This is a genomic window from Pectobacterium zantedeschiae, from assembly GCF_004137795.1.
Lineage (GTDB): Bacteria > Pseudomonadota > Gammaproteobacteria > Enterobacterales > Enterobacteriaceae > Pectobacterium > Pectobacterium zantedeschiae.
On the sequence record NZ_NWTM01000001.1, the window covers coordinates 1,133,515 to 1,146,784 of the forward strand.

At 52.9% G+C, this 13,270-nt stretch carries 11 protein-coding genes; all 11 read left to right on the top strand.

All coding sequences use genetic code 11. The features are described 5' to 3' along the window. Positions 1 to 14: 14 nt before the first annotated feature. The 11 genes from CLR69_RS05085 (at position 15) to CLR69_RS05135 (ending at position 13,190) form a co-directional block, all read left to right on the top strand. A complete protein-coding gene (locus CLR69_RS05085; RefSeq protein ID WP_129711255.1) occupies positions 15 to 1,700 on the top strand; it encodes a ribulokinase in 1,686 nt (561 codons plus the stop codon). 37 nt (positions 1,701 to 1,737) lie between these two features. Beyond that, complete coding sequence (araA, locus tag CLR69_RS05090) at positions 1,738 to 3,243, top strand: L-arabinose isomerase (protein WP_129711256.1); 1,506 nt, start codon at positions 1,738 to 1,740, stop codon at positions 3,241 to 3,243. Positions 3,244 to 3,514: 271 nt separating this feature from the next. Next, positions 3,515 to 3,730, top strand: coding sequence for a transcription modulator YdgT (gene ydgT, locus CLR69_RS05095; protein WP_129711257.1), 216 nt, complete (start codon positions 3,515 to 3,517; stop codon positions 3,728 to 3,730). A 225-nt stretch (positions 3,731 to 3,955) separates the two neighbouring features. Then, on the top strand, positions 3,956 to 4,537 hold the full coding sequence (gene rsxA, locus CLR69_RS05100; protein WP_129711258.1) for an electron transport complex subunit RsxA: 582 nt from the start codon (positions 3,956 to 3,958) through the stop codon (positions 4,535 to 4,537). Then, positions 4,537 to 5,115, top strand: a complete 579-nt coding sequence (gene rsxB, locus CLR69_RS05105; protein WP_010275193.1) for an electron transport complex subunit RsxB — start codon at positions 4,537 to 4,539, stop codon at positions 5,113 to 5,115. Before rsxA ends, rsxB begins: the two co-directional genes overlap by 1 nt. Further along, positions 5,108 to 7,330 carry an electron transport complex subunit RsxC gene (gene rsxC, locus CLR69_RS05110; protein WP_129711259.1) on the top strand — a complete coding sequence of 741 codons (2,223 nt, stop codon included), beginning with the start codon at positions 5,108 to 5,110 and terminating at the stop codon, positions 7,328 to 7,330. The genes rsxB and rsxC overlap by 8 nt, the downstream gene beginning before the upstream one ends. Continuing rightward, complete coding sequence (gene rsxD, locus CLR69_RS05115; RefSeq protein ID WP_129711260.1) at positions 7,331 to 8,386, top strand: electron transport complex subunit RsxD; 1,056 nt, start codon at positions 7,331 to 7,333, stop codon at positions 8,384 to 8,386. Positions 8,387 to 8,396: 10 nt separating this feature from the next. Further along, positions 8,397 to 9,026, top strand: coding sequence for an electron transport complex subunit RsxG (gene rsxG, locus CLR69_RS05120; RefSeq protein ID WP_129707916.1), 630 nt, complete (start codon positions 8,397 to 8,399; stop codon positions 9,024 to 9,026). Then, positions 9,023 to 9,730 (top strand): electron transport complex subunit E, encoded by a 708-nt coding sequence (locus CLR69_RS05125; protein WP_129707913.1) that lies wholly within the window; start codon positions 9,023 to 9,025, stop codon positions 9,728 to 9,730. Before rsxG ends, CLR69_RS05125 begins: the two co-directional genes overlap by 4 nt. Beyond that, positions 9,727 to 10,362: an endonuclease III gene (nth, locus tag CLR69_RS05130; RefSeq protein WP_129711261.1), complete on the top strand. Its 636-nt coding sequence runs from the start codon at positions 9,727 to 9,729 to the stop codon at positions 10,360 to 10,362. Before CLR69_RS05125 ends, nth begins: the two co-directional genes overlap by 4 nt. A 209-nt stretch (positions 10,363 to 10,571) precedes the next feature. After that, a complete protein-coding gene (locus tag CLR69_RS05135; protein ID WP_129711262.1) occupies positions 10,572 to 13,190 on the top strand; it encodes an aminotransferase class V-fold PLP-dependent enzyme in 2,619 nt (872 codons plus the stop codon). Positions 13,191 to 13,270: the final 80 nt, after the last annotated feature.

The window sequence follows — 13,270 nt, forward strand, 5'->3', positions numbered from 1 at the left end:
ATGAGGAGCAAAGCATGAGCGCGGGCGCTATTACGATTGGTCTCGACTTCGGCAGTGATTCGGTACGCGCCTTAGCCGTTGACTGCCAAAGCGGGCAAGAGCTGGAAACAGAAGTGGTCTATTACCCCCGCTGGCGTGAGGGTAAATATTGTCAGCCTGCCAACAACCAGTTCCGACATCATCCGCTGGACTATATCGAATCGCTGGAACAGGCGATCAAAGTCGTGGTTTCCCGTCTGACGAACGAGCAACGTCAGCACATCATCGGTATTGGCGTGGATTCAACCGGATCAACGCCCGCACCGATTGATGAGCAAGGCCAGATTCTGGCGCTGCGTCCCGAGTTTGCCGACAATCCCAATGCGATGTTCGTGCTGTGGAAAGATCACACGGCAATAGAAGAAGCAGATGCCATTAACGCGCTGTGTCGCAGCGGCCAGTTCCCCGATTACACCCGCTATATCGGTGGCGTTTATTCATCTGAGTGGTTCTGGGCCAAAATTCTCCATGTCTCGCGCGAAGATACGGCGGTGCGTCAGGCAGCCGTTTCCTGGATAGAACTGTGCGACTGGGTGCCCGCTCTGCTTTCCGGCACACAAGCGCCTGCCGATATTCGTCGCGGCCGGTGCAGCGCCGGGCATAAATCACTCTGGCACCCGAGCTGGGGCGGACTCCCGCCGAAAGATTTCTTACACGCGCTCGATCCCTGCCTGACCGAAACATTGCAGTACCCGTTGTTTACCGATACCTGGACCGCTGAACAGCCCGTCGGCACGATCACCGCAGAGTGGGCACAGCGTCTCGGTATCCCCGAGACTGTCACGCTTGCAGGCGGCGCGTTTGACTGCCACGTCGGCACCGTCGGCGCAGGCGCACAGCCCTATACGCTGGTCAAAGTGATTGGCACTTCCACCTGCGACATTCTGATCGCCGACGAAGAACGCATTGCCGACCGCACCATTGCGGGTATCTGTGGGCAGGTAGACGGCAGCGTCGTCCCTAACTATATCGGCCTGGAAGCCGGACAGTCGGCTTTCGGTGACATGTACGCCTGGTTTGGCAGGCTGCTCGGTTGGTCGTTACAGGAAGCGGCAAAAGACCATCCTGAACTCAAAACCTCGCTACAGGCGATGGAAGCCAAACTGTTGGAGCGGCTTACCCGTAACTGGGCGGAAAACCCCACGCTGGATCACCTGCCCATCGTGCTGGATTGGTTTAACGGCCGCAGAACACCGTTTGCCAATCAGCGATTAAAAGGCGTGATTACCGATCTCAATCTGGGCACCGATGCCCCTACGCTGTTTGGCGGTTTCATTGCCGCTACGGCCTTTGGTGCACGCGCGATCATGGAGTGCTTTGAAGATCAGGGTGTTCCCGTCGAGAACGTGCTGGCGCTGGGCGGCATTGCGCGGAAATCCCCCGTCATCATGCAGGTGTGTACCGATGTGATGAATCGTCCCTTACAAATCGTCGCATCCGATCAGTGCTGTGCGCTCGGCGCGGCGATTTTTGCCGCCGTCGCAGCTGGTGTTCACGGCGATATCCCAACCGCACAACAGCATATGGCCAGCAGCATCGAACGTACCTTGATGCCGGACAGCCAGCGCGTTGCCCGTTATCAACAGCTTTATGAGCGCTATCAGCAGTGGTGCCGCCTCGCAGAACCGGCCTATAGCCCAACGTCTACGGCAAAAAACTAATTTTTATCCCCTAGGGGATCACGTTACAGGAGTCATCATGGATCATTTTAAGCAGCTTGAAGTCTGGTTCGTCATCGGTAGCCAGCATCTCTACGGGCCGGAAACGCTACGTCAGGTAAAAGAGAACGCAGAAAAAGTCGTTGCTGGTTTGAATCAACAGGCAAATCTGCCCGTTAAGCTGGTGCTGAAGCCGCTGGTGAAAACATCGGATGAAATTCTGGCGCTGTGTCGCGATGCCAACTATCAGGATAACTGCATCGGTCTGCTAACCTGGCTACACACGTTCTCACCGGCCAAAATGTGGATTGGCGGCTTGAGCGTACTCAGTAAACCGCTGCTGCAATTCCATACTCAATTCAATGCCGAAGTACCGTGGGACACCATGGACATGGATTTCATGAACCTGAATCAAACCGCGCACGGCGGACGTGAGTTCGGCTTTATCGGTGCTCGGATGCGTCAAGCGCATCAGGTGGTGGTTGGCCACTGGCAGGATAAGAACGCCCATGTCCGCATCGGTAAATGGATGCGGGTTGCCGCTGCGATTCAGGAAAGCAAACAGCTGAAGGTCGCGCGCTTTGGCGACAACATGCGCGAAGTCGCCGTTACTGAAGGAGATAAGGTCGGCGCACAGATTCAGTTCGGCTACTCCGTCAGCGCCTGGGGGCTGGGCGATTTAACCGCCGTGGTTGATGCCGTTTCCAAAGGCGATATCGATGCACTGGTCGAAGAGTATGAAACCAGCTACCAACTGACGGATGCTGTGAAACTCAACGGCGCTAACCGTCAAAATCTACTGGATGCAGCCCAAATTGAACTTGGGATGAAACGTTTTCTGGAGCAAGGCGGCTATCACGCGTTCACCACCGATTTTGAAAACCTGTACGGTTTGAAACAACTACCGGGTCTCGCGGTACAGCGTCTGATGCAGCAAGGCTATGGTTTCGGCGGAGAAGGCGACTGGAAAACCGCCGCGCTACTGCGCATTATGAAGGTGATGGCTGGCGGTCTGTCAGGTGGCACCTCCTTCATGGAGGATTACACCTATAACTTCCAGAATGGAAACGATCTGGTCGTCGGCTCCCATATGCTGGAAGTCTGCCCCACCATTGCGAAAGAGCAGAAGCCAATTCTGGATGCGCAATACCTTGGCATTGGTGGAAAGGCCGACCCTGCCCGTTTGATTTTCTCCACGCCTGCCGGGCCGTCTCTCAACGCCAGCGTAATTGACATGGGCGACCGTTTCAGAATGTTGGTTAATCTGGTTGATACCATCGAGCAGCCGCGTCCATTGCCCAAATTGCCGGTTGCGCGCGCCATCTGGAAAGCGCAACCGTCGCTGGAAGTGGCGGCCGAAGCCTGGATTCTTGCGGGCGGCGCGCACCACACCGTCTTTAGTCAGGCGTTGGATCTTGAACACATGCGGCTTTACGCAGAGATGCAAAACATTGAGCTGCTGGTGATCGACAACGAAACCCGACTCCACGAATTCAAAGATGCTCTGCGCTGGAACGAGGTGTATTACAAACTTTGTAGTCGCTAATTCCACGCATCAGGACAGATTGTTTATGGATTTCTCATCCGTAGACAATCTGCTCTTTTATAGGCATTAATCGTTCTTACTCTCTGTGTTATTACCCGGCCACCCGGCGTAGCCTTAAAAGCCAGTTATTTTCCTGTCAATTCATTATTTTTCATTTTGGTTCGTTTGTTATTGAAAAATAAGCGTACTTTATTACATCACCCTCTAGACAGACTTTCTTGCTTGAATATACTTAGTCATCTCAACCACATAACTATTAGACCAATTCACCATGACCGTTCATGACTATTTGCTCAAATTCAGGAAAGTCAGCTCAACAGAAAGTCTGGAAAAACTCTTTGACCATCTTAATTATTCTCTGACAGATAGTCAGGAAATCATCAACATGTATCGTGCGGCTGACCACCGGCGGGCTGAATTAGCATCCGGCGGACGCTTATTCGATATCGGCTGTGTGCCAAAATCTGTCTGGCATCACGTTCTGTAGTGATAACGAATTATCAGCGATAAAAAGAATAATTATGCAATAATTTTCTTCCGGGTTATTACTCAGAACACACTGCGCGTTGCTGTCTGATAGTCCGGCGCGTCTCTTTTTAAGAGGCACTGATCTTCCGTCCTTGAAGGGGATGGCGATAACCCTACTTTGGGTATGTTGTCGAAAACCCAACAATGCCTGATAATAGTCCGGTTTTGTTTTGTAGGCACCGTAATGACCGAATACGCATTGCTCTTTGTTAGCATCCTTCTGGTAAATAATTTCGTCTTAGTGAAGTTTCTTGGGCTATGTCCCTTTATGGGAGTTTCCAAAAGACTGGAGACGGCGATTGGCATGGGCATGGCAACCACGTTTGTAATGACGCTGGGTTCCATGTTTTCTTGGCTGATCAACGAATTTATTCTTGTCCCGCTCGATATTCTCTATTTGCGCACCATGGCTTTTATTCTGGTGCTCGCCGTTGTGGTGCAATTTTCCGAGATGTTTGTGCGTAAAGTCAGTCCTGAGCTGTACCGCCTGCTCGGGATTTTCCTGCCGCTGATCACCACCAACTGTGCCGTACTCGGCGTCGTCTTGCTCAACATCAACCTGTCGCACGGTTTCCTGCAATCGACGATTTATGGTTTCGGCGGCGCTGCGGGTTTCTCGTTGGTGATGGTGCTCTTCGCCGCCATTCGAGAGCGACTCGCCGTGTCGGACATCCCTGCACCGTTCCGAGGCTCTTCTATCGCGCTAATTACCGCAGGCCTGATGTCACTGGCATTTATGGGCTTTACCGGACTGGTGAAATTCTGATGATCGCTATCTGGATCGCCATTGCGGCATTAAGCGCACTCGCGTTGGCATTTGGTCTGGTGCTTGGCTACGCCTCGCGTCGTTTTGAAGTCGAAAACGATCCGATCGTGGAAGAAGTGGAAGCGATGCTGCCACAGAGCCAGTGCGGCCAGTGCGGCTACCCTGGCTGTCGGCCTTACGCAGAAGCCGTCGCGCTGAACGGTGAAAGTATCAATAAATGCGGACCCGGTGGCGAAGCGATGATGTTGAAGCTGGCTGAAAAGCTCAACGTCGACCCGCAGCCGCTGGAAGGCGACGCTGACGTTCAAGCTCCTGCGCGCCAGGTTGCCTGGATCGATGAAAGCAACTGCATCGGCTGTACCAAGTGCATTCAGGCGTGCCCGGTTGATGCCATCATCGGCAGTACCAAAGCGGTACACACCGTCGTCAGCGATTTATGTACCGGTTGCGATCTCTGCGTCTCCCCTTGCCCCACGGACTGTATCGAATTACGTCCTATCGCTCCGACTCCCGCTAACTGGAAATGGGATCTCGATACGATTCCAGTACGCGTTATTCAAGTAGAACGACATGCTTAAGCTGTTTTCCGCCTTTAGAAAAGACAGGATCTGGGATTTCGACGGAGGCATTCATCCGCCGGAAATGAAGACACAGTCCAGCCAGACGCCTCTGCGTCAGATCTCGCTGCCAGAGCAGTTTATTATTCCGCTCAAGCAGCATCTCGGGCCGGAGGGTGAAATCTGCGTCAGCGTCGGCGATAAAGTACTGCGCGGCCAGCCGTTGACGCGGGGAAAAGGCCGTACATTGCCCGTTCACGCACCAACATCGGGAACGGTGAATGCGATTCGCCAGCACACGACGGCGCATCCTTCTGGCTTGTCCGAACTCAGTATCATTATCGTGCCAGATGGTGAGGATCGCTGGTGCGAACGCCAAACCTTTACGGATTACCGCGCGCAGAGCATCGATACCCTGCTTGCCCATCTGCATCAGGCAGGCATTGCAGGTTTGGGCGGCGCAGGTTTTCCTACTGCCGCCAAATTACAAGGCGGGATGCGCGGGATTGAAACCCTAATTATCAACGGCGCAGAATGCGAACCCTACATTACCGCCGATGATCGACTCATGCAGGAATGTGCCGATGAGATTATTCAGGGCGTCGAGATCCTGTCGTTCCTGTTGCAGCCGAAGCGTATTCTGATCGGAATCGAAGATAACAAACCGGAAGCTATTAGCGCCCTGCGACTGGCGTTGGGAAAACGCAGCGACATGCAATTGCGCGTCATCCCCACCAAGTATCCATCAGGCGGCGCCAAGCAACTCACCAAAATTCTGACTGGCAAAGAAGTCCCGTTCGGTAAACACTCCGCCGCGATTGGCGTGTTAATGCAGAACGTCGGCACAGCCTTCGCCATCAAGCGTGCCGTGATCGACGGCGAGCCACTCACCGAGCGCGTAGTGACGCTGACCGGTGAGGCACTACGCCAGCCCGGTAACGTGTGGGCACGGTTGGGGACGCCAGTACGCCATCTGCTCAAACAGGGTGGCTTTCATGTTAATAAACAGCCGATGGTCGTGATGGGTGGCCCGCTGATGGGTTTTACTCTGCCATCGCTGGATGTGCCCATCGTCAAAATCAGCAACTGCCTGCTCGCTCCCTCACATTCGGAAATGGAGCCGGTTGCCGAGGAACAATCCTGTATTCGCTGTAGCAAATGTGCCGATGCTTGTCCTGCGGGTCTCTTACCACAGCAGCTTTACTGGTTCAGTCGCGGACAGGAACACGAAAAAGCCCGCAATCACCACCTGTTCGACTGTATTGAATGCGGTGCCTGTGCCTATGTCTGCCCCAGCAATATTCCTCTGGTACAGTACTATCGTCAGGAAAAGGCCGAAATTCGGGCCATCGACGAAGACGCTCAGCGTGCCGCTCAGGCCAAAGTGCGGTTTGATGCCAAACAGGCTCGTCTGGAACGGGAAAAAGCCGCACGCGAACTGCGCCATAAACAGGCTGCAGCGGGTGTGTCGAACAGTGATAAAGACGCGGTTCAGGCAGCATTGGAGCGCGTGCGACGCAAGCAAACGACAGAAGCTGAGATCGGTTCCCCCATCACCGTAGTCCCCGATGCGCAGCCGGATAACAGTGCGGCCATCGCCGCGCGTGCCGCACGCAAAGCATTAGTACGTGAAGAACGGGTGCGAGAGAAACAGGTACAGCAGGACACACCAGCGGCACAGCCGGCACCTGACGAGCTTGATCCACGTAAAGCAGCCGTAGCCGCAGCCCTTGCGCGTGTTAAAGCCCGCAAAGCCGCGCAGCAGTCCGAGTTAAATACGACAGAGACGGTGACATCAGCCGTTCCCGATACCATTACAGCGCCGATCGCGGCCGTTGAAACGCAAGAGCCGGAAGATCCACGTAAGGCTGCCGTTGCTGCCGCTATCGCTCGTGTTAAAGCCCGTAAGGCCGCGCAACAGTCTGCGACAGATGCCGTCGCTTCCTCTGTTCCCGAAGTAGCAGCAGAATCGAACGCGGTCGTTGAAGCACAAGAACCCGAAGATCCACGTAAAGCAGCCGTTGCTGCTGCTATCGAGCGTGTTAAAGCTCGTAAAGCTGCACAGCAGTCTGCAACAGACGCAGCCGCTTCCGCCATTCCCGAAGCAGTAGCAGAATCGTTCGCAGTTGTTGAAGCGCAAGAGCCGGAAGATCCGCGTAAGGCTGCCGTTGCCGCCGCTATCGCTCGCGTTAAAGCACGTAAAGCCGCGCAGGCATCGTCACATCAAGAGGAATAAATGGCTTTTAGAATTGCGAGTTCACCGTTCACACATAACCAGCAGCGCACACAGCGTATCATGCTGTTGGTTATTCTGGCCTGTCTGCCGGGCATGCTGGCGCAGGTCTATTTCTTTGGCTACGGCAATCTGATTCAAGTCGGGCTGGCTTCTGCCACCGCGTTGATTGCGGAAGGCGTGACACTGTCACTGAGAAAGTTTGCCGTACGCACTACACTGGCTGACAATTCTGCATTGCTGACCGCCGTGCTGCTCGGAATCAGCCTGCCACCGCTAGCGCCTTGGTGGATGGTGGTCATGGCAACGGTCTTCGCTATCATTATCGCCAAACAGCTGTATGGCGGATTGGGGCAAAATCCCTTTAACCCCGCGATGATTGGCTATGTGGTGCTGTTAATTTCTTTCCCGGTCCAGATGACGAGCTGGCTGCCACCGGCACCACTGCAAACCATCCCGCTCAGCTTCCATGATGCGCTCATCATCATCTTTACCGGACACACACCTGACGGGCACACTATGCAACAGTTGATGCATAACGTTGATGGCGTGAGTCAGGCCACCCCGTTGGATACGTTTAAAACCAGCTTACGTTCCGGTCAAACGCCACAAGCCATTCTGCAACAGCCGATGTTTGCGCAATCGCTGTCTGGTATTGGCTGGCAGTGGGTTAATATCGGTTTTCTCATCGGTGGGCTGTTCTTGCTAATGCGCGGCACCATTCGCTGGCATATTCCGGTCAGTTTTCTGCTGTCGCTGATGTTCTGCGCTTCGCTAAGCTGGGTCATCGCACCGGAGAAATTTGCCCCACCAATGTTACATCTGCTGTCAGGCGCCACCATGCTTGGCGCATTTTTTATCGCGACCGATCCCGTTACTGCCTCAACCACAAACCGTGGTCGTCTGATTTTCGGGGCACTGATTGGATTGCTGGTGTGGCTGATTCGCACCTACGGCGGTTACCCAGACGGCGTAGCGTTTGCCGTTCTCCTGGCGAACATCACCGTGCCGCTAATCGACTATTACACCAAGCCACGCGCTTACGGCCACCATCGCTGAGGAGACGCCCATGATGACGACAATGCGCCGCCATGCGACAACACTGGCTCTGTTTGCTGCATCCACTACCGCAGTCACTGCCGTGGTGAATATGTTGACGGAACCAACGATCTCCCATCAGGCGATGTTGCAACAAAAGATGTTGTTGGATCAGGTGGTTCCCGCCGAGTTATATAACAGTGACATTCAAAAGGAGTGTTACGTTGTCACTAACCCAGCATTAGGATCGTCAGCACCGCACCGTGTTTTCATCGCCCGTCAGGATGGTGAGCCGGTAGCCGCCGCACTGGAAAGTACCGCACCAGATGGTTATTCTGGTGCTATTCGGCTGCTGGTTGGTGCCGATTTTCATGGCAAGGTACTCGGCGTCCGCGTGACCGAGCACCACGAAACGCCGGGGCTGGGTGATAAAATCGAAGTGCGAATTTCTGACTGGATCACGCGGTTTAATGGGCTAATGGTACAAGGCGAGCATGACGCCCGCTGGGCGGTGAAGAAAGAAGGCGGGATGTTTGATCAGTTTACTGGTGCCACCATCACGCCACGCGCCGTTATTAACAGCGTAAAACGTAGCACGCTTTACCTGCAAACGCTGCCGTCACAAATCAACACGCTGTCCGCCTGTGGAGAGAATCAATGAGTCAAACCAAAGCGCTTTTCATTGACGGGTTATGGAAGAACAACTCGGCACTGGTTCAATTGCTGGGTCTGTGTCCCCTTCTGGCTGTATCATCCACTGCAACTAACGCGCTGGGACTCGGGCTGGCAACCACATTGGTTCTTACCTGTACCAATATGGCGGTCTCTGCGCTGCGCCGCTGGGTGCCAGCGGAAATTCGTATTCCGATTTATGTCATGATCATTGCTTCGGTGGTCAGTACCGTACAGATGTTGATCAACGCGTATGCCTACGGTTTGTATCAATCGCTGGGGATTTTTATTCCGTTAATCGTGACGAACTGTATCGTGATCGGTCGGGCTGAAGCCTTCGCATCAAAAAATGCTGTCTTTCCTTCAGCCATTGACGGTTTGGCAATGGGTTTAGGGGCAACCAGCGCATTGGTCGTTCTCGGTTCTTTGCGTGAAATACTGGGCAATGGTACGTTGTTCGACGGCGCAGACCTGCTATTGGGCAGTTGGGCTAAAGCCCTCCGCATTGAGGTTGTCCACCTCGATTCCCCTTTCCTGCTGGCGATGTTGCCACCAGGTGCCTTTATCGGTCTGGGACTGCTACTGGCCGTGAAATATTTGATCGATGAGAAAATGAAACAACGCCGAGCGCGTGCCGTTGCCGCCGAAGGGAAAGTTACGCCAGCAACCGATACCGTAGGGGAATCGCTGTGAACAAGGCCAAACGGGTTGAGATCTTAACGCGTTTACGAGACAACAATCCCCATCCAACGACTGAGTTAAATTTCAGCACGCCATTTGAACTGCTCATCGCCGTACTGCTTTCCGCACAGGCAACCGACGTCAGCGTAAACAAAGCAACCGCAAAGCTCTATCCTGTTGCCAACACGCCTGAATCCTTACTTGAACTCGGTGTGGAAGGCGTTAAAGGTTATATCAAGACAATCGGTCTGTTTAACAGCAAAGCGGAAAACGTTATCAAGACCTGCCGCCTATTACTGGAAAAGCATCAGGGACAGGTTCCTGAAGATCGCGCAGCGTTAGAAGCGTTACCCGGCGTAGGGCGAAAAACGGCAAACGTCGTTCTGAATACTGCGTTTGGCTGGCCGACAATTGCCGTTGATACCCATATCTTTCGCGTCAGTAACCGCACAGGATTCGCCCCGGGTAAAAATGTCGAACAGGTAGAGGAAAAGCTGCTGAAAGTCGTTCCAGCAGAATTTAAAGTTGACTGCCACCACTGGCTAATCCTACATGGCCGTTACACCTGTATCGCTCGCAAACCCCGCTGTGGCTCCTGCCTGATCGAAGATTTGTGCGAATTTGGCGAGAAGATCGACGCCTAATCTCTTGTGGTCTGGTGAAACTCCCTCTCGCCAGACCGTCTTCTCCGTTATTCCTCACTCCGCCTCGTCTTTAGTTATTTTACAGTCAGAATGACCCTGTCATTTCCTCGTTTATTTTCATTATGGACATAACGTTCAGCCGTCCATTTTCACGGGATTTGCACAAAGAATAGTATGAACTACGTTTTGAAGCAGTGTACGGGCCATGTATGAATCAGACGGTTCATAGAACCCTGAAATTATGCACAGGCCCCAGCGGAGTGACGCCCGATGAATCGGAAAAAGATTCCGAAACAATGCTAAAACTGTGGTCTGTTATCGTTGACCACGATAATTTTGGATACCCGACAATGAATAATGCAGCACAGCATCACTGCAAGGTTGTGTCAGATCAACAATGGTCATTGAGTACGTTCACGGAATTCTATGAGCGAGTCCTAGGAGCCAGACTCTACAAGCCCTATGGAGAACTGCTTGTCAACGAGATTCGAAAAGATATTGATACCAGGACGCCGCCCACCCGCATCCTGGAGGTAGCTTGTGGAACAGGCCGTATCACCACTGCAATCTATGAGGAGCTGGCAAAGCCACTAAATATCCAACTCACCGCGACCGATTTGTCGAAGATCGCAATTGACATGGCACAGCGTGTGGTTAGTGATGAAATGAGGCGGGATGTCACCTTCATGGCGGATGTGGACATGGCCGATATGCCTTTTGCAGACAATAGTTTTGACATTATCGTGTGTGGCTTTGGGCTAATGTTCCCGCCGGACAAAGTTCGGATCGCCCGTGAGTTTAAACGGGTGCTACGTTCCGGTGGAAAAATTTACGGCACGGTTTTTCATTACAACGAGTTATTCGATCTGGCGCGGAGTGAATCGCAGAAATATTTTGGTATCCCCTCTGCAATCATGGACGCAGCGCTTAGCCTGAGCGATCACTCGCCCATCACCCAGGCCTTCTCCCTTGAGGGACTGTGTCAGAATACCGATGAGAGCGTCACCCTGTACCCCATGAGTTTTCAGCTTAGTGACGATGATACACGTGAATTCCTCTTTAATGTCTGCATTCTTCTGGAAGAGTTCAACCAGTGTGATAGCGTCATGCGAGAGCAACATCTGGATGCCATGCTCCGCGCTTTTAATGCGCAGGTTCCGGACCGACACTATCAGGTCGAAGCCTGGCTGATACGCGGACAGGTCGATAAAACGGGCAACACGTCTGTTAAAAAGGCTCCGGGTCCTGAATTTGCAGAGTTGGCCGCGTTTTATCAACTAACGCCAGAAGCATTCAGGAAGAGAAAGACATTACCGCCCTTGCTGCAAAATTCTCAACCACTACAGCAGTACCTGGCAATGAAGCAGGCATTCTTGTCCGAATATCCCACATACCCTGAAGCCAAGGTTGAGGCGCTTCGTGCACGCAACTTTTCACGTATGGACTCTCACAAGGTGACCTATCTGGACCATGTAGGTGGCACGCTGGCACCACTGTGTCTTATTGAAGGGAATTATCAGATGCTCAGGAACACTATCCTGGGCAATCCACACAGTGGTTCCAGGACTTCCGAGGAAATTTATGAGCAGACCCGTCAGGCGATCTATCACTTTTTCAACTGTTCACCAGATGAGTATGAAATCATCTTCACCGCTAACGCCAGTAGTGCTATCCGCCTTGTGGCGGAATCGTTCCCCTTCGAAAATGGAACAGAAGTTCTGCTGACCAAAGATAACCACACCTCTGTCCACGGCATTCGGGAATACGCTAAGTCAAAGGGGGCGCAGGTAAAATATATTCCCCTGGACCAGGCACTCCAGATCCCTGGCAGTTCAATGCGGCGGGCACTGGATAATTTGTCCCCCAGGCATATCCATCTGCTGGCATACCCGGCACAGTCAAACGCCACCGGTATCAGGCACAGCCTGAAGTGGGTTAATGCCGCACAGGAGAAGGGAGCCATGGTTTTGCTGGATGCAGCTGCGTTTGTCCCGCAGTCCAGACTGGATTATTCGCAACACCAGCCAGATTTTATGACTATCTCCTTTTACAAGATGTTTGGTTATCCGACCGGGGCTGGTTGTCTTATTGCCAGGAGATCATCGCTGGATAAACTGGTGCCGCACTCCTTTGCTGGCGGTGCCGTGTGCTACTACTCGGGACCGTGGTCTCCAACGGAGCGACTGCTGTACCGTGATGATGGTCGGCGATTTGAGATCGGTACGCCAAACTATGCCTCCTTCCATGCTATTGCCTTGGGATTTCAGTTTCTCTCCGAGTTGGGACTTGAAGAGGTTGAGAGACGTTCATCTGCTCTTGCGCGATGGCTTGAGCTGAAACTGTCAGAACTTCGGCACAGCACGAAACTCGGTACCCCTCTCTGTCAGGTGTATGGACTGTCGGTGAAAAATAAAGGGGCCACAGTGATGCTAAATTTTTTCGACTGCAATAACGCCATCTTCTCCCACGCCTTGATCAGGCAAGCTTTGGAGAACGTCGGAATCATTGTGCGTAACGGGTGTTTCTGCAATCTGGGCACTGTTCAGCAGGCGACATACACTACTGCCGGAGCGGAACACTGTGCACTTGACAAGGATGAAAAAATCCTCGACTGCAAAACCTTTGATGACAAGATCCTCAGCAAGGGCCTCTGCGGAGCAATACGTGTTTCACTTGGCCTGGGTTCGAACTTCCGCGACGTTTATTGTTTTTATCTGTTTGCGAAGGGGCTTTTGAACACTGAAGCAGAGAGTTTTGAGGTGGCAATGTCCAGTTCGACCTTTCGGCCTTCATTTCAACATCATGAGAATAATGGCGCAGCACATTAATATTTAATTTAATGGCTATTTAAAGTAACCGCTTAACTGCGGTTACTGTTTCGCTGCTCCCCAAATCCTATGCTGTAGCA

Bases quoted from the DNA above. Each gene is read 5' to 3' on its own strand.
- CLR69_RS05085 (WP_129711255.1), top strand. From the start codon at position 15: ATGAGCGCGGGCGCTATTACGATTGGTCTCGACTTCGGCAGTGATTCG.
- rsxD (WP_129711260.1), top strand. From the start codon at position 7,331: ATGGCTTTTAGAATTGCGAGTTCACCGTTCACACATAACCAGCAGCGC.
- rsxC (WP_129711259.1), top strand. From the start codon at position 5,108: ATGCTTAAGCTGTTTTCCGCCTTTAGAAAAGACAGGATCTGGGATTTC.
- rsxG (WP_129707916.1), top strand. From the start codon at position 8,397: ATGATGACGACAATGCGCCGCCATGCGACAACACTGGCTCTGTTTGCT.
- rsxB (WP_010275193.1), top strand. From the start codon at position 4,537: ATGATCGCTATCTGGATCGCCATTGCGGCATTAAGCGCACTCGCGTTG.
- CLR69_RS05135 (WP_129711262.1), top strand. From the start codon at position 10,572: ATGAATCAGACGGTTCATAGAACCCTGAAATTATGCACAGGCCCCAGC.
- araA (WP_129711256.1), top strand. From the start codon at position 1,738: ATGGATCATTTTAAGCAGCTTGAAGTCTGGTTCGTCATCGGTAGCCAG.
- rsxA (WP_129711258.1), top strand. From the start codon at position 3,956: ATGACCGAATACGCATTGCTCTTTGTTAGCATCCTTCTGGTAAATAAT.
- CLR69_RS05125 (WP_129707913.1), top strand. From the start codon at position 9,023: ATGAGTCAAACCAAAGCGCTTTTCATTGACGGGTTATGGAAGAACAAC.
- ydgT (WP_129711257.1), top strand. From the start codon at position 3,515: ATGACCGTTCATGACTATTTGCTCAAATTCAGGAAAGTCAGCTCAACA.